The organism is Geodermatophilus dictyosporus (assembly GCF_900115505.1).
GTDB classification, from domain to species: Bacteria; Actinomycetota; Actinomycetes; order Mycobacteriales; family Geodermatophilaceae; genus Geodermatophilus; species Geodermatophilus dictyosporus.
This window is the reverse complement of sequence record NZ_FOWQ01000008.1, coordinates 134,862-153,760: the sequence shown is the minus strand read 5'-3', so window position 1 is coordinate 153,760 and position 18,899 is coordinate 134,862. Positions and strand designations below refer to the sequence as shown.

Annotated in this window: 17 protein-coding genes; 13 read left to right on the top strand and 4 right to left on the bottom strand. The window is 75.0% G+C overall.

Features of this window, described 5'->3' with window-relative positions:
* The first annotated feature begins 71 nt into the window (after nucleotides 1–71).
* Together BMZ33_RS23495 and BMZ33_RS18125 are read left to right on the top strand one after the other, a co-directional pair.
* Entirely contained in the window at nucleotides 72–248 is a 177-nt protein-coding gene (locus BMZ33_RS23495) for a hypothetical protein (protein WP_169064523.1), read from the top strand.
* Nucleotides 245–706, top strand: a complete 462-nt coding sequence (locus BMZ33_RS18125; protein WP_091114110.1) for a MarR family winged helix-turn-helix transcriptional regulator — start codon at nucleotides 245–247, stop codon at nucleotides 704–706. Before BMZ33_RS23495 ends, BMZ33_RS18125 begins: the two co-directional genes overlap by 4 nt.
* On the opposite strand, the gene BMZ33_RS18120 is transcribed toward BMZ33_RS18125, so the two are convergent.
* Nucleotides 675–1,658: a universal stress protein gene (locus tag BMZ33_RS18120; RefSeq protein ID WP_091114105.1), complete on the bottom strand. Its 984-nt coding sequence runs from the start codon at nucleotides 1,656–1,658 to the stop codon at nucleotides 675–677. The two genes, BMZ33_RS18125 and BMZ33_RS18120, sit on opposite strands and share 32 nt — an antisense overlap.
* A 402-nt stretch (nucleotides 1,659–2,060) precedes the next feature.
* On the opposite strand from BMZ33_RS18120, the gene BMZ33_RS18115 reads away from it, so the two are divergent.
* The 3 genes from BMZ33_RS18115 (at nucleotide 2,061) to BMZ33_RS18105 (ending at nucleotide 4,244) form a co-directional block, all read left to right on the top strand.
* Nucleotides 2,061–2,366: a TraR/DksA family transcriptional regulator gene (locus tag BMZ33_RS18115; RefSeq protein WP_091114102.1), complete on the top strand. Its 306-nt coding sequence runs from the start codon at nucleotides 2,061–2,063 to the stop codon at nucleotides 2,364–2,366.
* An 80-nt stretch (nucleotides 2,367–2,446) separates the two neighbouring features.
* A complete protein-coding gene (locus tag BMZ33_RS18110; RefSeq protein WP_169064522.1) occupies nucleotides 2,447–2,938 on the top strand; it encodes an STAS domain-containing protein in 492 nt (163 codons plus the stop codon).
* Nucleotides 2,939–3,032: 94 nt separating this feature from the next.
* Nucleotides 3,033–4,244, top strand: a complete 1,212-nt coding sequence (locus BMZ33_RS18105) for a PucR family transcriptional regulator (RefSeq protein ID WP_091114094.1) — start codon at nucleotides 3,033–3,035, stop codon at nucleotides 4,242–4,244.
* A 31-nt stretch (nucleotides 4,245–4,275) separates the two neighbouring features.
* On the opposite strand, the gene BMZ33_RS18100 is transcribed toward BMZ33_RS18105, so the two are convergent.
* Together BMZ33_RS18100 and BMZ33_RS18095 are read right to left on the bottom strand one after the other, a co-directional pair.
* Entirely contained in the window at nucleotides 4,276–5,469 is a 1,194-nt protein-coding gene (locus BMZ33_RS18100) for an NAD(P)/FAD-dependent oxidoreductase (RefSeq protein WP_169064521.1), read from the bottom strand.
* 31 nt (nucleotides 5,470–5,500) lie between these two features.
* Entirely contained in the window at nucleotides 5,501–6,001 is a 501-nt protein-coding gene (locus BMZ33_RS18095; protein WP_091114088.1) for a GtrA family protein, read from the bottom strand.
* 168 nt (nucleotides 6,002–6,169) lie between these two features.
* Here BMZ33_RS18095 and BMZ33_RS18090 point away from each other — a divergent pair, with 168 nt between their 5' ends.
* Both BMZ33_RS18090 and katG read left to right on the top strand, forming a co-directional pair.
* Nucleotides 6,170–6,640: a Fur family transcriptional regulator gene (locus BMZ33_RS18090; RefSeq protein ID WP_091114084.1), complete on the top strand. Its 471-nt coding sequence runs from the start codon at nucleotides 6,170–6,172 to the stop codon at nucleotides 6,638–6,640.
* Complete coding sequence (gene katG, locus BMZ33_RS18085; protein WP_169064520.1) at nucleotides 6,637–8,856, top strand: catalase/peroxidase HPI; 2,220 nt, start codon at nucleotides 6,637–6,639, stop codon at nucleotides 8,854–8,856. Before BMZ33_RS18090 ends, katG begins: the two co-directional genes overlap by 4 nt.
* A gap of 74 nt (nucleotides 8,857–8,930) precedes the next feature.
* Here the strand turns inward: katG and BMZ33_RS18080 are convergent, their stop codons facing one another.
* Entirely contained in the window at nucleotides 8,931–10,790 is a 1,860-nt protein-coding gene (locus BMZ33_RS18080) for a glycoside hydrolase family 2 protein (RefSeq protein ID WP_091114079.1), read from the bottom strand.
* 440 nt (nucleotides 10,791–11,230) lie between these two features.
* On the opposite strand from BMZ33_RS18080, the gene BMZ33_RS18075 reads away from it, so the two are divergent.
* The 6 genes from BMZ33_RS18075 (at nucleotide 11,231) to BMZ33_RS18050 (ending at nucleotide 17,716) form a co-directional block, all read left to right on the top strand.
* Entirely contained in the window at nucleotides 11,231–12,559 is a 1,329-nt protein-coding gene (locus tag BMZ33_RS18075) for a substrate-binding domain-containing protein (protein WP_169064550.1), read from the top strand.
* A 13-nt stretch (nucleotides 12,560–12,572) separates the two neighbouring features.
* The gene (locus tag BMZ33_RS18070; protein WP_091114076.1) at nucleotides 12,573–13,523 is read left to right on the top strand and encodes a carbohydrate ABC transporter permease; all 951 of its coding nucleotides are present in this window, start codon (nucleotides 12,573–12,575) and stop codon (nucleotides 13,521–13,523) included.
* 13 nt (nucleotides 13,524–13,536) lie between these two features.
* Nucleotides 13,537–14,436 carry a carbohydrate ABC transporter permease gene (locus BMZ33_RS18065; protein WP_091114073.1) on the top strand — a complete coding sequence of 300 codons (900 nt, stop codon included), beginning with the start codon at nucleotides 13,537–13,539 and terminating at the stop codon, nucleotides 14,434–14,436.
* Between the two features lie 508 nt (nucleotides 14,437–14,944).
* A complete protein-coding gene (locus BMZ33_RS18060; RefSeq protein WP_136697342.1) occupies nucleotides 14,945–15,886 on the top strand; it encodes a hypothetical protein in 942 nt (313 codons plus the stop codon).
* 263 nt (nucleotides 15,887–16,149) lie between these two features.
* Nucleotides 16,150–16,674 (top strand): amidohydrolase family protein, encoded by a 525-nt coding sequence (locus BMZ33_RS18055; RefSeq protein ID WP_091114066.1) that lies wholly within the window; start codon nucleotides 16,150–16,152, stop codon nucleotides 16,672–16,674.
* Nucleotides 16,661–17,716: a tyrosinase family protein gene (locus BMZ33_RS18050; protein ID WP_091114062.1), complete on the top strand. Its 1,056-nt coding sequence runs from the start codon at nucleotides 16,661–16,663 to the stop codon at nucleotides 17,714–17,716. Before BMZ33_RS18055 ends, BMZ33_RS18050 begins: the two co-directional genes overlap by 14 nt.
* The last annotated feature ends 1,183 nt before the right edge of the window (nucleotides 17,717–18,899 follow it).

The window sequence follows — 18,899 nt, the reverse complement described above, 5'->3', positions numbered from 1 at the left end:
CCGGCGGGCCGGCCCCGGCGTATCGTGTCGCGAGGTACCAGCGGGTGGCGCACGGGAAGGGGAGCACGCGCATGAGCGGGGCCGTCGAGGTCGAACCGCAGGGCGACCACGAGTCCGTCGTCCGCCTTCCGGGCGACGGCGCGGCCGACGAGGAGGCCGGCGACCTCCCGGACGTCGTCGAGCTCGAGGACGTCGCCGCGAGCCACGACGGCCACCTCGACGCCGTCCGCCCCGCCGCCCGGCCGTGACCCCGGGGCCCGCGCGCGACGACGGGCGGGACCCCTCCGGGACGGCCTCCGAGGAGCCCCTGACCAAGGAGGACTTCGAGGCGCTGGCCCGGTTCCGCTCCGCCATCCGGCGCTACCTGCGCTTCAGCGAGGAGACCGTGCGGCAGCACGACGTCACGCCGCAGCAGTACCAGCTGCTGCTCGCCCTAAAGGGCTTCCCCGGGCGCGAGTGGGCCACCGTCCGCGAGCTGGCCGAGCGGCTGCAGCTGCGGCACCACAGCGTGGTGGAGCTGGTCACCCGCGCGCAGGGTCAGGACCTCGTCGCGCGGGCACCCGACCCCGACGACCGCCGGGCCGTGCGGGTCACCCTCACCGCGCGGGGCGACGCCCTCCTCGGCCGGCTCGCCGCGCTGCACCGCGACGAGCTGCGGCGGATGGACGCCGCCCTCACCCTCCCGGCCTGGCACGAGTCCGCCTGAGGACCTGCCGGCGAGCGCCCGGCGCGGGCGGGACGCGGTACTCGACGCGGTCGGCGCCCACGACGGCCACCGGGGCGGGTGCGCGCAGGACGACCTCGCGGCTGACCGACCGGGCCAGCCTCCGGCGCAGCGGCCCGAGCCTGCGGGACCCGACGACGACGAGCGCGGCGCCGGACGAGGCGGCGACCACCGCCGCCGCGGGGTCGGTGCAGGGCACCCGCCGGTGCACCGGGACGTCGGGGAAGCGGCGGCGCAGGGGGGCCAGCGCCCGCTCGAGGACCTCCCGGGCCTCCGCCTCGGCGACCGCGGGGGCGCCGCAGGCGCCCTCCAGGTCGGCGGGGACGTCCGCGCCCCAGGCGTGCACCGCGGTCACCGGGACGCCGCGCTGCGTCGCGGCCGCGAACGCGAACCCGAGCGCCGGGGCGCAGGACCCGGTCGCCTCGACCCCGACCACCACCGACGGCCGGGACGGCCCGGCGGGCACCCGGGGCCGGTCGCGCACCACGACGACGGGACAGCACGCCCGCGCGGCGACCCGGGCCCAGACCCGGCCGGCCGGGTGTCGCGACCGCCCGCCGAGCACCAGCAGCCCCGCCTCCCGGCTCTCCGAGAGCAGGAGCGGCACCGGTGCGCCGGCCAGCACGCACCCGGACAGCGACAGCTCCGACGCCACGGACCGGACCCGGGCGAGGGCGGCCTCGACCACCTCGGCCGCCGCGGCGGTGACCCCGGGCAGGCCGTCGACCGACAGGAGGACGCCGCACGGGTCGAGGACGAACCGGTGCGGGACGACGTGCACGATCCGCAGCGGCACCTGCCGCACCGCGGCCTCGGCGGCCGCCCAGACCAGCGCGTCGCCGTCGGCGGCGCCGGGGCCCAGCCCCACCACCACCGGCCGCCGCCCTCCGCTGCCGGGGAAGGCCCCGGTGGACCGTCCGTCGTCGTCGAGCACGATCGACCTCCTCGGCAGGAGCCCCGCCGCGGCTCCCGTCGCGACAGGTGCATCGTAACGCGATACGACCTCCGAACGGGCCCGTCCAGCGCGCCCGACCAGGGGTGCACCGGTCGGCGCCCTGCTTGCCGGTCGTCGGCAAGGGAGCGGCGTCCGGGTTCACCGGCGGGCACCCTGTCGCCGGCCGCGCGGCGGGGAGAGGGTCGGGTCCCGGTCCCTGGTCCGGCGGGAGGGGGAGCAGTGGTGCACGACCGCACGCGGGCCCCCGGCCCGCGCGACGCGGACCTGCCGCGACCCGTCCGGGACCGGGCGCCACCGGCGGGGTCCCGACCCCCGGCGCCCGGTCCTCGCACGCGCGCCCCGCTCCCGCGGGGCGCGTTTCTCGTCTCCCAGGAGGAGAGCATGTCGACACTCACTCCCCCCGCTCCCGACCGGGCGCCGTTCCGCGCGCTGCTGGAGGCGCAGCGGGCCGACTGCGTCCGGCAGCGCGAGCTCGCCCTGGCCGAGGCGGCCACCTCGGTGCCGGACCCGGTCGCGGTCGACCGCGCGGCCGCCCTGCTGCGCACGATCGGCGAGATCGACGCCGCGCTCGACCGCGTCACCGCCGGCACCTACGGCGTGTGCACCTCCTGCGGGAGCGCCGTCCCCGCCGAGCGCCTGGAGTCCCGGCCGTTCGCGGCGACCTGCGTCTCCTGCCAGCAGCGCTGAGCCGTCCCGGACACCCACCCGCCGGTGCCCGCCCTCCCCTCGCGGTCGCCGGCGGGTGGGCCCTCCCACCAGGAGCCCCCGTGCCGCACACCTCCGCCGAACGGTCGACGACCGTGCCCGGTGAGCTGCTGTCGGTCACCACCGTGCGCGACCTCCGCCCCGGCCGCGTGGTCGTCGAGGTCGTCGGCGAGGTCGACACCTGCACCGCCCCGCTGCTGGCGGCCTGCCTGGACGCGCCGGCGGACCGGGCCGGCGTCCGCGAGCTCGTCGTCCGGCTGGAGCGGGTGACCTTCCTCGGCGTCGCCGGGCTCGGCGTGCTGGCGCGGGCGCACCGCCGCTGCCGCTCGCGCGGTGCCCGGCTGGTCGTCCGCACCGGCGGACGCCGGTGCGTGCTCCGCCCGCTGCACCTGGTGGGGCTGGCCGGGCCGGTGGCCGTGGACCCGGCCCGCGCCGACGGCCTGCCCACGGGTCCGCGGACGCGTGGGCGACCGCGGGCGGCCCCGCGCCGCTCGCCGGAGCGGCGCGCCCGGGGCGAACCGGTGGGCGGGGGCGGCGCGGCCGCCCACCGGTGACGCGGCGGCCGCGTGCGGCAGGCTGTTGCCGCCCACCGGCAACAGCGGCGCGGCCGGTGGTCGCACCCGACGTGCCAGGACGGGAGGTGCGCCCATGACCCGGGACGTCGCGGGTCCGCCGGCCGGCGCGTCGGAGGAGTGGCTCGTCTCGGTGGGGACCTCCGCCGCGGCCGCCGTCCGGGCGCCGGCGGAGCTGCTCGGCGGGTACCTGCCCCTGCTCGCAGACGCCGCGATCAACGGTCGCCGTCCGGACGCCCGGGAGCTCGACGCGGTCCGCGAGCTCGGTCGCCGGGCCGCGGCGCAGGGCGTCGACGCCCGCCGCGCGGTGGACCTGTACCTGTCCGCGGCCTGGCGGCTGTGGCGGCAGCTGCCCGTCGTCGTGCGCTCGTCCGACCCGGAGAAGGTCCGCCGGGCGGCCGAGGCGGTCCTGCGGGTGCTCGACGACGCGGTCGGCGTGCTCGTCGACGGCCACCAGTCCGAGCGCCGCGAGATGATCCGCCGGGAGGAGGCGATGCGCGCGGAGTTCGTCGACGACCTGCTGCGGGGCGACGCCGACGTGTCGCGGATGGTGGAGCGCGCCGAGCCCTTCGGCATCGACCTGGGCACGCCGCACCACGTCGCCCTGGTGGCGCCGCGGGACGGAGGGGTGGCGCTCGACCGCGCGGCCACCGTCCTCGAGCGCGCCGTCGTCGGCCGGTTCGGCGACCGGGAGGTGCTGGTGGCCACCAAGGACGGCCGCGTCGTGGTGGTCGTCCCCGGCGGGGCGGCACCGGCCGGGGCGAGGGAGCCGGCCGGCGACGTCGGCGGCGTGCTGCACCAGGAGCTCCGGCGGCTGCGGGTCCCCGGCCGGTGGCGGGTCGCGACCGGCCGGGCCTTCCCCGGTGCCTTCGGGGTGGCCCGCAGCTACGAGGAGGCCCTGGAGGCCGTCGTGTTCGCCGACCGGCTCGCCCTGACCGGCGACGTCGTGGACGCCCGGGACCTGCTCGTCCACCGGGTGCTGGGCCGCGACCAGGCCGCCATCGCCGACCTGGTCCGCGACGTCCTCACGCCGCTGACCCGGGTGCGCGGCGGCCCGGGGGTGCTGCTGGAGACCCTGCAGGCGTACTTCGACGCCGGTGAGGTCGCGACGGAGGCCGCCCGCCGGCTGCACGTCTCGGTCCGCACCGTCACCTACCGCCTGGCCCGGGTCGCCCAGCTGACCGGGTACAGCGTCTCCCGGCCCGACCAGCGGTTCTCCCTGCACACCGCGGTGCTCGGCGCGCGCCTGCTCGAGTGGCCCGCGACCCCGCTGCCCGCCGACCCGTGACCCGACGACGGCGAGCGGCGCCGACCGGCGCTCAGGCGTCGACGGCCGCGTACAGCCCGGCGGACGGGCTGCCGCCGGCGACGACGAGGTCGGCCACCACGCGGGAGGCCACCCACGCCTGCACGTGGCCCGTGCCGTTGTAGCCGCCGAGGGCGAGCACCCGCCCGTCGGTGCCGGGCACCGGCCCGCACCGCGGCAGGGGGTCCTCGGCGAAGCCCACGACACCGGCCCACCGGTGCGTCACCGGCGCGTCGACCCCGAGCTCCTCGGCCAGCCACCGGTCCAGGCGATCCTGGACGGCGGTGGAGGCCTCGGCCCGGTCGGTCCAGCTCGCGTCGCCGTCGAGGTCGGAGAAGCCGCCGAGCGCGATCCGGCCGTCGGCCGTCTGGTGCACGTACTCGTGACCGAAGCGCGCGTAGACGGGGAACGGCAGGACCGTCCGGCGCAGCGGTGCCGTGGCGAGCATGTTGAGCCGCCGCGGGCGCACGGCCCCCGCCGACGGCACCAGCGCGGCGAGGTCGCCGTCCACGGCCACCACGGCCCGGTCGCAGCGCACCACGCCCGACGCGGTCCGCACGCAGACGCCGTCGCCGTCGGCGGCCGGCGGCGCGACCACCGGCGAGTGCTCGAGGACCCGCGCCCCGCGCGACTCCAGGGCGGCGGCGAGCGCCCGGAGCCAGCGGACGGGGTGCACCGACCCGTCGTGGGGGAAGAAGAGCCCGGCCCGGCCGGGCCGGGCGAGCGGGTCCGGCAGGTCGCCGCCGGCCACCAGCTCCCCGGGGAAGCCGTCCTCGGCGAGCGCCGCGGCGTTGGCCCGGACGTCGTCGGCCTCGGCCGCGTCGACGGCGAGCCGGAGCAGCCCGCCGACGCGGAAGTGCGAGCGGGCACCGACGGCGTCGGCCACCTCGAGCACCTCGCGCTGGGTGGCCAGGGTCGCCGCGTGCACGGCGACCGCCCGCTCGCGGCCCCAGAGGTCGCGGGTCTCGTGGTACATCGGGGCGGCGCCGGCGATGAAGAAGCCGCCGTTGCGGCCGCTCGCGCCGGAGGCCACCTCGTGCCGGTCGAGCACGACCACCGACAGCCCGGCGTCGAGCAGCCGCCGGGCGGTCGCCAGCCCGCCCACGCCGGCGCCCACCACGCAGACGTCCGCCCGGACCTCGCCCTCCAGCGGCGGTCGCGGGGAGTACGGCTCGTCCTGCCACAGCGGGACCGGGCTCCCGGTCACGTGCGCCTCCTGCTCCTGGTCGGTGCTCCTGTCAGGAGGTGTGTACCGCAGCACCCCGCCCGCCGGGCCCCGGGCGGACGACCAGGACCCACCGCAGTCCGGCGAACCGGGCGAGCCCCACCACGCCGCTGACGGTCCACACCGCGAGCACCGGGACGAGCGGCCCGGCCGGGCCCGTCCAGGTCTCCAGGGCGGCCAGGGTGAGACGGGAGGTCACCAGCCCGGCGACCGCCAGTCCCCCACCGGCCCACTGGGCCGCCGCCCAGCCGGCCCGGTCGCCGGCGCGGAAGGTCAGCCGGCGGTGCAGCTCGTTGGCCAGCGCGGTGGACGCCATCACGCCGGCGACGTTGGCCGCCTGGTCCCCGAGCGGGGCCAGCACCAGGAACAGGCCGGCGTAGACCACGTTCGCCGAGCCGCCGACGAGGACGAAGCGGGCGAACTGGGCCGGGGTCGAGTCGCCGGCGAACCGGTGCACCGCGGGCAGCGGCACGGAGGCGCCCGCCGAGGCTCGGCCGGGGGCGGTTGCTGGCATGCGTCCAGGCTGCTGACCCGGCCGCGTGCGGCACATCCGGGAGGACCCGGGGCACCCCCCGGTTCCCGGACGCCGGCCGGCTCCGGGACCTCCCGGGGAGGCCCGTGGCGGGGCGCCGGAGCCGGACCCTTTCTTGACTCGTTCCAGGCTGGACGTCAAGATGCCGCTGTGCCCGACGCAGCAGCCCTCGAGCGCGCCCTGCGCGCGGCCGGGCTGCGGGTCACCCGCCCGCGCCTGGCGGTGCTCGACGCCGTCCACGCCCACCCGCACGTCGACACCGAGACGCTGATCGGCGCCGCCCGCGACCGCGTGGGTGCGGTGTCGCACCAGGCCGTCTACGACGTGCTGCGCGTCCTCACCGACACCGGGCTGGTGCGGCGCATCCAGCCCCAGGGGTCGGTCGCGCGGTACGAGGCGCGCGTCGGCGACAACCACCACCACCTGGTCTGCCGGTCCTGCGGCTCGATCGTCGACGTCGACTGCGCCACCGGCGTCGCGCCCTGCCTGACCCCCTCGGACGAGGGCGGCTTCGTGATCGACGAGGCCGAGGTCGTCTACTGGGGACGCTGCCCGTCCTGCGCGGCCGGTCCGCTCCCCGACTCGCCCGCCCACCCCCCAGCAGAGAGAGGGAGACCGTGACCAACGAGGTCGACAAGGTCCACAGCGAGAGCACCAGCGAGAGCGAGAACCCGGCGATCAAGTCGCCGACCCCGGTCACCGACCGGCGGCCGCAGAGCAACCGGGACTGGTGGCCCAACCAGGTCGACCTGTCGGTCCTGAACAGGCCGGCGAAGAGCTCCGACCCGCTCGGCGAGGACTTCGACTACCGGGCCGAGTTCGCGCAGCTCGACGTCGAGGCGGTCAAGCGCGACCTCGTGGAGGTCATGCGCACCTCGCAGGACTGGTGGCCGGCCGACTGGGGTCACTACGGCCCGCTGTTCATCCGGATGTCGTGGCACGCGGCCGGCACGTACCGCATCGCCGACGGCCGCGGCAGCGGCAACACCGGCGCGCAGCGCTTCGCCCCGCTCAACAGCTGGCCGGACAACGCCAACCTCGACAAGGCCCGCCGCCTGCTGCTGCCGGTCAAGCAGAAGTACGGCCGCAAGCTCTCCTGGGCCGACCTGCTGCTGCTCGCCGGCAACGTCGCGCACGACGACATGGGCCTGAAGACGTTCGGCTTCGCCTTCGGCCGCGAGGACAGCTGGCAGCCCGAGGAGGTCTTCTGGGGGCCGGAGGACACCTGGCTCGGCGACGAGCGCTACGCCGACGACGCCCCGCTCGACCTCGAGGAGGGCCACCTCGCCGCGGTCACCATGGGCCTGATCTACGTCAACCCGGAGGGCCCGAAGGGCCAGCCCGACCCGGTCGCCTCCGCCCACGACATCCGGGTCACCTTCAGCCGGATGGGGATGACCGACGAGGAGACCGTCGCGCTCATCGCCGGTGGTCACACGTTCGGCAAGACGCACGGTGCCGGCAACCCCGAGCTCGTCGGCCCGGAGCCCGAGGGCTGCCCGGTGCACGGCAACGGCCTGGGCTGGATCAGCCAGCACGGCACCGGCAAGGGGGCCGACACCATCACCAGCGGCCTCGAGGGCGCCTGGACCCCGACGCCGACGACGTGGGACAACACCTACTTCGAGATGCTCTTCCGCTACGAGTGGGAGCTCACCGAGAGCCCCGCCGGCGCCAAGCAGTGGAAGCCGAAGGACGCCGAGGCGCAGGAGCTCGTGCCCGACGCGCACATCGAGGGCAGGAAGAACCCGCCGATGATGGCGACGACCGACCTCGCGCTGATCATGGACCCCGGGTTCCGCGAGATCTCGGAGCGCTTCTACCGCGACCCCGAGTACTTCGCCGACCAGTACGCGCGCGCCTGGTTCAAGCTGCTGCACCGCGACATGGGCCCCCGGAGCCGCTACCTCGGCCCGGACGTCCCGGCCGAGGAGCTCATCTGGCAGGACCCGGTGCCCGCCGTCGCCCACGAGCTCGTGGGCGAGGCGGAGGTCGCCGACCTCAAGCAGCGGCTGCTGTCGTCGGGCCTGACCGTCCCGCAGCTGGTGCACACGGCGTGGTCCTCGGCCGCGTCGTTCCGCAGCACCGACATGCGCGGTGGCGCCAACGGCGCCCGGATCCGCCTGGAGCCGCAGCTCGGCTGGGCGGTCAACGAGGGCGTCCGGGACGTGCTGCCGGTGCTCGAGCGGGTGAGGGCGGAGTTCGAGCAGCAGACCGGCAAGCGGGTCTCGCTGGCCGACCTCATCGTGCTCGGCGGCACCGCGGCGGTGGAGAAGGCCGCGGCGGACGCCGGCGTGCCGGTGACCGTGCCGTTCTCCCCGGGCCGCACCGACGCCTCGCAGGAGCAGACCGACGTCGAGAACTTCCGCTGGCTCGAGCCGCGGGCCGACGGCTTCCGCAACTGGATCGCGCCGGGCAGCAAGCTCCAGCCGGAGACGCTGCTGGTGGACCGGGCCTACATGCTCAGCCTGACCGCCAAGGAGATGACGCTCCTCGTCGGCGGCCTGCGGGTGCTCGGCGCGAACACCGGCGGCGTGCGCCACGGCGTCTTCACCGACCGCCCGGGCGTGCTGTCGCAGGACTTCTTCCGCAACCTGCTCGACCTGGGCACCTCGTGGCGCACCTCGGTCGACACCGAGGGCGTCTACGAGGGGCTGGACGCCGACGGCCACGTCGTGCGCACCGCCACCGCCGCCGACCTGGTGTTCGGCTCGAACTCGATCCTGCGCGGCATCGTCGAGGTCTACTCGGCCGACGACGCGAAGGAGAGGTTCGTGCGGGACTTCGCCGAGGCGTGGGTGAAGGTCATGGAGCTCGACCGCTTCGACCTGCGGTAGACCCTCCCCTCCGGACGCCCCGGCCCGCACCCGCGGGCCGGGGCGTCCGCGCGTCCGGCCGCGGTCCCCGGGGTTCAGTCCTGGCGGCCGGTGATGATCCGGCGCAGCCGCTCGATCGGCAGCTTGGGCTGCCGCTGCTCGTCGAGCAGGCCGTTGGCCTCCTGCATGGTGTCGGTGAGCTGGGTGTAGCAGAACCCGGCCAGCACCGGCGAGGCGTGCACGGCCGACAGCAGGTCCTCCAGCCGCGCGGCGAAGTCCTCGGCGTCCTCGGCGCTGGAGTACCCCCAGGTGCGCTCCACGGGCACCTCCTCGGGCGGCCGCGGGGTGTACCGGACGCCGCCGAACTCCGTGAGCATCACCGGCTGCCCCCGGTCGACGGCGCCGGGCAGCAGGACGCGGCGCCCGGCGGGCCAGAAGTCCTCCAGCGTCGCCCGCACCTCGGGGGACCCGTACCGCTGCGCGAGGACCGCCCCGGTGTCGGCGTAGTCGTGCACGGTCCACAGGTCGCTGTCGGTGTGCTCCCAGCCGTCGTTGCTCACCACCGGCCGGCTGGGGTCCACCGCCCGGGTCAGGGCGGCCAGCGCGACGGTGTAGGCGTGCTGGGCCGGGTCGGTGGCGACGTCGTGCACGCCCCAGCTCTCGTTCATCGGCACCCAGGTGACGATGCAGGGGTGGCTGACGTCGCGGTGCACGACTTCGAGCCACTCGGCGGTGAGTCGCCGCACGGCCTCCGGTGAGAAGGCGAACGCGTTGGCCGTCTCCCCCCACACGAGCAGGCCCAGCCGGTCGGCCCAGTACAGGAACCGGGGGTCCTCGACCTTCTGGTGGACCCGGACGGCGTTGAAGCCGAGCCCCTTGATGAGCTCCACCTCGCGGCGCAGCGCCCCGGCGTCCGGGGCGGTCAGGTGCGAGTCCGGCCAGTACCCCTGCTCCAGCACCGACCGCACGTAGTACGGCAGGCCGTTGAGCAGGAACGCCCGGCCGCCGACGCCGGCGGTGCGCAGGCCGAGGTAGCTGCCGACCTCGTCGACCACCCGTTCCCCGCCGTCGCCGTCGTCGGCGAGCACCTGCACGGTGGCGTCGACCAGGCGCGGGGTCTCGGGGGACCACGTCAGGTCCTGGCGCGCCTGTCCGTTGAGCAGCGCGGGGACTGCCACCGTGGTCTGCGTCCGCTGCTCGTGCACGCGGACGCGGTGCTCGGCCAGCAGCGTGCCCTCCAGCTCCAGCCGCACCGCCACCGTCACCGGCCGGGACGGCACCTCGCGCAGGGTGAGGCCCAGGTGCACGGCGGAGGCGGCGACGTCCGGCGTCCAGGCCAGGTGCTCCACCGCCACGGCCGGCACGACCTCGCACCACACCGGCTGCCAGATGCCACTGGTGCGCGAGTACCAGATGACGTGCGGCTCGTCGAGCCAGTCCTGCTTGCCGCGGGGCTGGGTCACGTCCCGCGGATCGTCCTCCGCCCGCACCACCAGGACGTGCTCGTCCGCGTCCCCGGCCGTCAGCAGGTCCGTCACCTCGAAGGAGAACGGCGTCTGGCCGCCCTCGTGCGAGCCCAGCAGCGTGCCGTCCAGCCAGACCTGCGCGCGGTAGTCGACCGCGGCGAAGCGCAGGACGACGCGGTGCCCGTGCCCGCGGACGGCGTCGGCGTCCGCGACGTCGGCCAGCCGCAGGGCACGCCGGTACCACAGGACCGGGTGGGGACCGTTGTCGCCGATGCCCGACGCCTCGGACTCCGGCGGGAAGGGCACGGTGACGTCGCGGTCGAAGACGCCGCGGTCGGCGAGGTCGGCCAGCGCGGCCCAGCGCCCGTCGAGTCCCTCGCGGGCGTCGTCGTAGGCCAGTTGCCAGGTGCCGCACAGGTCGGTCCACCCCTCCCGCACCAGTTGCGGGCGGGGGTGGGTGCCGTCCTGCCGGCTGGCGCGTACGGGCATGGTCACTCCTCGGTCTTGGGGTCGACGAGCGGGCCACCCGGGCCGGGCGTCCGGTCGTCGGTGCCCACGTCGTCGATGCCCACTCGTCGATGCTGGCAGGTGCCCCGGATCCCGCCGGACACCGGCGTGTCCGGTCGGGGTCGTCGAGCCCACCGGCGGCCGGCGCCGCGGGGGTCGGGCCGGGCAGGCCCGTCGGCTCGTGCCCCGCGGGTGGGGTCGACCGCGCCCGGCCGGTCCCGTGGCCCTGGAACGGACCCCCGAGGCTCCTGCGACGGAGTCACCAGCACGAACGCCGTCGATCGAGCTCTCGCGGTGGCGCGACCTCCGGAATCCGTCCGGCCACGCCCCCCTCCACGGCGAAGATCCTGCTGTTGCCCTCCCCGAGGAAGCCGTGCAGAGTCCTCGGCACCGGCAACTCGGGCTAGGACTGGACGTCTCCCATGACTGGAATCTCACGTCGTCAGTTCCTCGCCGCGGGGGGTGGTCTCTCGCTCGCCGTCGCGATGTCGGGGTGCGCGTCACCGCTCGCCACCAGCTTCACCGGAGGGCAGCCGAGGACCGCCGACGTCATCTTCTGGCACCTGTTCGGTGGTGGTGACGGCGAGAACATGGCGACCATGCTGGAGACCTTCCGCGAGTCGTCCGGCACGTCGGTCGAGGCCTCGCTGCTCTCCTGGGGCAACCCCTTCTACACCAAGCTGGCGCTGTCGACCTCGAGCGGCCGCCCGCCCGACGTGACCGTCGCGCACCTGTCCCGGGTGCCCCTCCTGGCGCAGGCCGGACTGCTCGAGCCCGTCGCCGACCAGTTCGCCGCCGCGGGGATCACCGAGGACCAGTTCACGCCCGCCGCCTGGGAGAAGGCCACGGTGGACGGCACCACGTACGCGGTCCCGATCGACACCCACCCGTTCGTGCTCTACTACAACAGCGCACTGGCGGAGCAGGCCGGCCTGCTCGACGAGACCGGCGAGAACCTCAAGCCCATGAGGAACAGCGACGACTTCATCGCCACCCTCCAGGCGATGAAGGACTCGACCGGCAACGAGTACGCGGCGGTCGCGTCGATCACGGTGGACCCCTCGACCTGCTGGCGCCTCTTCCTGATGACCTACTCCGGTCTGGCCGGACCGATCGTCGAGGACCTCGGCACCAGGGTCACGATCGACCGCGCCGCCATGGAGGAGTCGTTCACCTTCCTGCAGAGCCTCACCGGGGAGCTGGGGCTGCTGCCGCGCACCGCCACGTCGACGACGTCGTCGACCCTCTTCAGCAACGGCGAGGTCGGGTTCCTGTTCGACGGCGTGTGGCAGATCCCGACGTACCGCGATGTCGAGGGCCTCGACTTCAACGTCGTGCCCTTCCCCGCCCTCCTCGGCCCCGAGCCGGTCGCCTACGCCGACTCCCACGCACTGGTCATACCGGCGAGTCCCGGACGCGACGCCACGCGGACCGGGAACGCCGTGCGCTTCGTCAGGGGCCTGCTGGACCAGAGCTCGACCTGGGCGGACGGCGGACACGTCCCCGCCTGGCTGCCGGTGCAGGAGAGCGAGGAGTTCCTCGCGCTCCAGCCGCAGAGCAACTACACGGAGGCGGCCTTCAACGCGGTCTACGACCCGCCCGGCTGGTACACCGGAGCGGGCTCGGACTTCCAGACCGCCATGGGCTCCGTCGTCGCCAGCGTGCTGACCGGGGCCACCGATCCCGCAGGTGGCGTCGGCGCCCTGACCAGCAGCCTGCAGACGTTCTCCACCGCCCGGCCACCCGTGTAGGACGGAGACCGACATGACCGCCACCGCGCTGCCCGCGCCCACGACCGGGATCGAGGCCACGACCCGGCACGCGAGCGCGGGGAGGGCCCCCCGCTCCGAGAACCGGGCGGGCTGGCTGTTCGCCACGCCGTTCCTGGCCCTCTACCTCGCCTTCCTCATCGGCCCGGTGGTCATCGGCCTGGTCATCAGCCTGTTCAACACCACCACGGTGCGATCCGGCATCGGCAGCTGGGTCGGCTTCTCGAACTACGCCGACGTCCTGACCAACGCCGACTTCTGGGCCTCGATGTGGCACTCGGCGCTGTTCACGCTGCTGACCACGCCGATCCTGGTGCTGCTGCCGCTGCTCTTCGCCGTCCTCGTCTCGCGTCTGGGCCGCGGCCAGTGGTTCTACCGGCTCGCCTTCTTCGCCCCGTACGTCGTCCCCTCGGCCGCCGTGTGCCTCATCTTCGCCTTCATGTACACGCCCGAGACCGGGCTCATCACCAACGCCTTCGGCTGGTTCGGGCTCACCGCCCCCGACTTCTTCGGCAGCACCTCGGGTGCCTGGTTCGCCGTCGTCCTGCTCACCGTGTGGTGGACGTTCGGCTTCAACTTCATCCTCTACACCGCGGCCCTCCAGGAGATCTCGGAGGAGGTCTACGAAGCGGCGACGCTCGACGGCGCCGGGCCGTGGCAACAGATCCGGATGATCACGATCCCCCTGCTGCGCCCGACCATCGGCCTCGTGCTGATCCTCCAGGTCCTCTCGTCGCTGAAGGTGTTCGACCAGATCTACATCCTGCTGACCGGCGGTCCGAACTACACGACGCGCCCGGTCATCCAGTACATCTTCGACACCGGGTTCTCCGCCTACCGGGGCGGCTACGCGGCCGCCGCGACGATGGTCTACTTCGTGGTCCTGGTCCTCGTCAGCGTCGCCTGGTTCCTGGTCCGGCGGCGCAGCAACTCCGCGGACGCCTGAGGGGAGACCGACGATGTCGACCGTGGTGGCCGCGCCTGCGGCCGGCGCCGATCGCTCCGGCGCCGGGCGTTCGCGCCGGCGGGGCGAGCAGGAGCAGAGCGGGAAGCTGTTCAACCGGCTCGCCGCCACCTGTGTGACGCTCTTCGCCCTGATCTGGCTGGTCCCGTTCCTGTGGGCGCTGATCACGTCGCTGCGGCCCAACGACGAGATCGCGGCGAACCCCACGACCCCGTGGTCGAACAACTGGAACCTCGACGCGTACAGCTACGCGTGGAACTCGAGCCCGCTGGGCTGGTGGTACGTCAACAGCTTCGTCATCTCCACCCTCACGGTCGTCTTCACCGTGGTGGTCTCCTCGATGGCCGCCTTCGCCCTGGTCAACCTCGACTTCCGCGGGAAGTACATCGTGTTCGGGCTCATCCTGGCCGGCCTGATGGTGCCCGTGGAGGCGCTCGTCCTGCCGCAGTTCCTCGAGTTCCGGGCACTCGGCCTGCTGGGGACCTACTGGGCGGTCGTCCTGCCCTCGGTCGCCCTCCCCGTGGCCCTCTTCGTCTTCCACTCCTTCATGAAGGCCATCCCGGTGGCCCTCATCGAGGCCGCCCGGCTCGACGGTGCCAGCTGGTGGCGGATCTACTCCGGGATCGCCATGCCGCTGTCCCGGCCGGCGATCTCCGCGGTGGCGATCCTGACGTTCATCACGTCGTGGAACGCCTTCCTCTGGCCGCTGCTGGTCCTCACCCAGACCAAGTCGCAGACCATCCCGGTCGGTCTCAGCAGCCTGGTCGGCGGTTCCGCGATCCAGTACGCCGAGACCATGGCCTCCGCCGTCCTCGGCATCCTGCCCCTGCTCGCGGTCTTCCTGGTCCTCCAGCGCCAGATCGCCCAGGGCGTCGCGAACACCGGCATCAAGTAGCACCCGGAGCAGCGTCCTCCCCGAGGCGTTCCACCGACGACTCCGCGCGCACGCGGAGGTGCGACACGCAGGCCCTGGCCGGCCCCGGGCGCGGCCGGCGCGACGCCCGGCCTTGTGCGGGCGTCCTCCGCTCGCTTGGCTGTCCCGGCACGCCGCCGAGGGTTCGGGAGCGCTCATGTCTCAGGCATCGGCGACCCAGAGGGCCGCCGCACCCCGGAAGTCGTCCCCGCCGAGGCGCGCCCAGACCGCACCCTCCGCAGACTCCGCCGGCTCGGCGGCCGCTCCCCCGGACCAGGCCGACGGAGAGGCGGCCCGACGCCCGGACGCGGCGCACCGGGAACCGGTCCCCGGCGGAGCGACGGATCGCCCACCGTCCACCGACCTGCTGGCGGCCAGGGACCGCGGGCGCCGGGCCCTCGAGGCGCACGACGCCCAGCGCCTCCTGGCGACCAGGCGGCGCGCGCTCCAGCAGGTCGACGCGGAGCTCGCCGCGGTCGACGACCGGATCGTGCTCGACGAGCTCGTCACAGCCGGACGCGAACTGCTCCGATCGCTGGAGACGCTGAACGATGACGAGGAGTTCTGGGACGACCTGACAGCGGTCGAGCGCCGCGTGGACAGGTCCAGCAGGGCCGACCTCCTGCGCCTCCGAGAGGTGCTCGACCACGACCTCCTGGGGATCCTGCCGGCCCTGGGGTACCGCCCCCCGCCGAGCGAGCTCGAGTTCGCTGACGCTGTCCAGGACACCCTGGCCGCCCTGCTGGGGCCGCCCCGCCCCGAGCGGGGTGACGCCCGACGGGTGGAGCGGGCCCACCAGGAGCTCAGCTGGTTCCTCATCCGGTTCCGCCGCCTGCTCGACGACCGGGCCTGCTCCGCCTCGGCGCGGACGGCGGGACCCGAGGAGCGTGCGTCAGCCCGGGTCCGCGTCGCAGCCTGGCTGCGGCGAGCGGTCTCTGCCGCCGTCCCGGCCGCCGTGGCGGCCGGGACCCTGGGGGCGATCATGGGGCCGCAGGCCGGTGTCGCCGCGGGCCTCGCGGCCGGCAGCTCCGAGGCCCTCAAGCAACTGGTCCAGGTGGGCGCAGCGGACGCGATGGGGCGCGTCCTCGGTGCGGAGGGGCTGCCCCAGCCCGAGGGGCTCGCCGCCGATCTCGAGTCCGCCGTCGACACGGCCGTGCAGCGGGTGGCCGGCGTCGCGCACCGCCCCCCGGGGGATCCGGTCCGCGAGGGCGCCGTGTTCCTCCTGCGTCGTGCGCTCTACCGCGTCCTGCAGGCCGGACCCGAGGTCGACGGTGTGGCGCCTCTGCAGGGCTGGTGCGAGGAGGCGGTGCGCCTGCTCAGGAGCGCACCGCTCGAGCAGGTCGTGGGCTACTGGCGTCACGGTGACCAGGCCGTCCCACCACCGTCCCCTGCGGCGGTCCCTCCCCGGCCGACCGGGACCTTCGTGTGGTGAGGGTCCTCGTGGGTGCCGGTCGCAGGACGCGCAGGACACCGGAGCGCCGTCGCGTGCGGCCCGGCGCCTGACGGCCGCCCGGCAGGCCACACCCACCACGGCCGGGTGACCACCGCTGCGGACCAGACGGTCCGCGGCCCTCCGGTGACGCGTCGGTGACGTGCCGGTGATGCGCCGTCGGGAGACTCGCGCTGCTCACCACGACGCGCGGGAGTGGGGACCGCTTCCCGGACGACGCCACACCTGGGCCGAAGGGCGGATCGATGACCTCCGCATCGACGACTGCGTCGACGTCACTGTTCAAGGGCGGCCCGACGCTGCTCGACCTCCTCGTCGACGTCGGCGAACTGCGGATCGCCGTGACCGGCCCGCGGATGCTGTTCGAGAAGCTCACGTTGGTGACGACGCTGTCGGCGTTCGACGGCTGCACGGTGGGGCGCCTGCGGGAACTGGCCGACTCACTCGAGGGCACCGTCCACTGCGGCCTGGTCGGTGTGCAGCGCGCGGAGATCGCGGTGACGGCGGTCCGGTCCGGTGGGCACCTCGAGATCGGGCTGGGACCACCGAGCATGTACCAGAGCGAGCTCGTGCTGCGCACCCGGACCGGGGAGACCTTCCGCGAGCTGCTGTCGCGCGTGCTCGCCGGCGACGCGCCCGGGCCGTTCACCGCCGGCCTGCACCCGGTGACCGCCAGCGGCCACCTCGAGCACCACTTCGGCCCCGACCCGGACGGCGGGAACGGCGGCGGGCACGACCACGGCGGGGAGCACCGCGATGGACGTCCGTAGGAGAGCCACCGACCTGGCCGACGCCGAGCGGGACCGGTTCCTCGAGGCCGTCGTCAGGCTCAAGCACCACCCCGCTCCGGGTGGCCCTGCCGGCGTCAGCGTGTACGACCAGTACGTCGCCCTGCACGGCGCGGTGATGGCGGTGATCGCACCAGGGCTACCGCCCGGTGAGACCGTGAACTACGGACACTGGAACATCGGGTTCTGCGCGTGGCACCGCCAGTACCTGCGGTCCTTCGAGAGGGAGCTGCAGGCCCAGATCCCCGGCGTCACCATCCCCTACTGGGACTGGACCGACCACGTGGCCGCGACGACCGGACTCTTCACCCCCGAGTTCCTCGGATCGCTCCGCTCGGGTGGACCCGGACCCGTCACCGATGGCGTGTTCCGCGACCCGGTGCCGCCGACGGAGCGGCCCCCGTGGTGGCCGCCCGGGGCCACCGGCTTCCCGGTCCACCCGCTGCTGCGCGAGGGGCTCGGCGCCCGGCTCTCGCGCGGGAGCGCAGGAGTCGGCTGGCCACCGACGGCGGCGGGGGTGGACCGACTCGAACGGCTGGTGGTCGACCAACCCGGCGTCCACCCGCTGTGGTACTTCTGGCTCGTCCTCGAACAGGGCCACCAGCAGGTGACCAGTCGTACCCACAACCGCGGCCACAACGTCATCGGCGGCCACATGTCGGGGGCCTTCTCGCCCAACGACCCGGTGTTCTGGCTGCACCACGCCAACGTCGACAGGCTGTGGGCCAACTGGCAGGCCCGCCGGCTCGCAGCGGTGCCCGGGTCCAAGCCCGAGGACCACTACCCCCCTGCGGACGAGATCTCGCCCTTCGACGGCGACCTCGCACCGCTCGGGCACCGCCTCGACGACACGATGTGGCCCTGGGTGGGCGCCGCACCCGGTTTCGGCGTCGCCATCCCCCCTGCCGTGGCAGCACTCCTGCCGGACTTCTCCGGCGCACCCACCGTCTCCGTCCGACAGGTCCTGGACAGCACCACCATCGACGCGACCGGGTACCGGTACGCGCCACCACCGGGACCGTGACCGGCCTCCGAGCCGACGGCGGCCGTGCCGCCCGACACCTCGCTCCGCACACCAGCCGCAAGGTGATCCGGGCCGGCCGGCCCGGGTTCGCCGGCGGCCAGTGCCTGGCTCGCGCCTGACGATCACCGCGTGAGCCGTGCGCGGGCACTCGAGCGCCACGACGACGGCCCCGAGGGCGAACTCGGCCCGCAGGACAGACGACCCGCTGCTGCACCGGCAGCTGCACCCGCCGTACCGCGCCACGTAGCCGGTGGTCACCAGTGGCGCCACCACGGCAGTGCTGGAGGCACGGAGTGCCCGCTCGGTACTGCACTTCGTCGGCGGCCGCCGGGCCGACGAGACCAGGGCAGGACGACGGCGCCGCAGGGCTCACCCGCGCCATCGCCGCGACAACGGCCCTGGTCGGCGGCGCGGCGTGGACCACGACGTCCCTCGACTCGTGGTCGCGCCCGGTCCCGGGCGGAAGGCTCCTCCGCGTCCGGTCCGCCGGCGCCCGGGCGGGGCCGGGCACCGCCCTCGTGCGGCCCCCTCGAGAGCCCCCGAGGAGTTCTGCTGCGGCGACGTCGTCCTGCTTCCCACGCTCGCCTTCGCCACGCGCGCCGACCGCCGCCTGGAGGTCCGGGGCTCCTGTGACGGCCGGTGAACGGCGACCCCGGTCCATGCTGGTGGCCGCGGGAGGACGGCAGCGGGAGGTGAGCCGTGTTCGCCCAGGTGGTGCACGGCAGGACGACCCGGCCCGAGGCCCTGGAGGCGGCTGTCGGCCGGTGGATGGAGGAGCTGGCGGCGGGGCCGTCGGCTGGCTCGGCACCTCCGGTGGGGTGACCGAGGACAGTCGCGCGATCGCCCTCATCCCGGTTCGACTCCGCGGCGGCGGCGGACCGCCACGGGCAACGGCCGGAGCAGCGCGCCCGGTGGTCCACGGCGACCTCCACGTCGGCGCTCAGGGCCCGGCCGAAGGTGGCACTGCCCGATCTCGAGCGGTCCCTGCGAGGAACCGGCCGTGGTCGACGCCACGGACGGCGACCGTCTCCGGCTGCCCGACGGGCCGGTGCTCGTCCGGGTCCCCTCTGGGTCCGCTCCCCGGGTCGTCGTGGTCAGCGACGGCGCGGACGCCGTGCGACCACCTCCTCAGGGCCTCGCCATGCCGGACGGCGACGGCGAGAGCCCCGCGGGCCGGGAACCA

Coding starts and splice junctions, on each gene's coding strand:
- BMZ33_RS23495 (WP_169064523.1), top strand. CDS start 72: ATGAGCGGGGCCGTCGAGGTCGAACCGCAGGGCGACCACGAGTCCGTC.
- BMZ33_RS18115 (WP_091114102.1), top strand. CDS start 2,061: ATGTCGACACTCACTCCCCCCGCTCCCGACCGGGCGCCGTTCCGCGCG.
- BMZ33_RS18105 (WP_091114094.1), top strand. CDS start 3,033: ATGACCCGGGACGTCGCGGGTCCGCCGGCCGGCGCGTCGGAGGAGTGG.
- BMZ33_RS18095 (WP_091114088.1), bottom strand. CDS start 6,001: ATGCCAGCAACCGCCCCCGGCCGAGCCTCGGCGGGCGCCTCCGTGCCG.
- BMZ33_RS18080 (WP_091114079.1), bottom strand. CDS start 10,790: ATGCCCGTACGCGCCAGCCGGCAGGACGGCACCCACCCCCGCCCGCAA.
- BMZ33_RS18075 (WP_169064550.1), top strand. CDS start 11,231: ATGACTGGAATCTCACGTCGTCAGTTCCTCGCCGCGGGGGGTGGTCTC.
- BMZ33_RS18070 (WP_091114076.1), top strand. CDS start 12,573: ATGACCGCCACCGCGCTGCCCGCGCCCACGACCGGGATCGAGGCCACG.
- BMZ33_RS18065 (WP_091114073.1), top strand. CDS start 13,537: ATGTCGACCGTGGTGGCCGCGCCTGCGGCCGGCGCCGATCGCTCCGGC.
- BMZ33_RS18055 (WP_091114066.1), top strand. CDS start 16,150: ATGACCTCCGCATCGACGACTGCGTCGACGTCACTGTTCAAGGGCGGC.
- BMZ33_RS18050 (WP_091114062.1), top strand. CDS start 16,661: ATGGACGTCCGTAGGAGAGCCACCGACCTGGCCGACGCCGAGCGGGAC.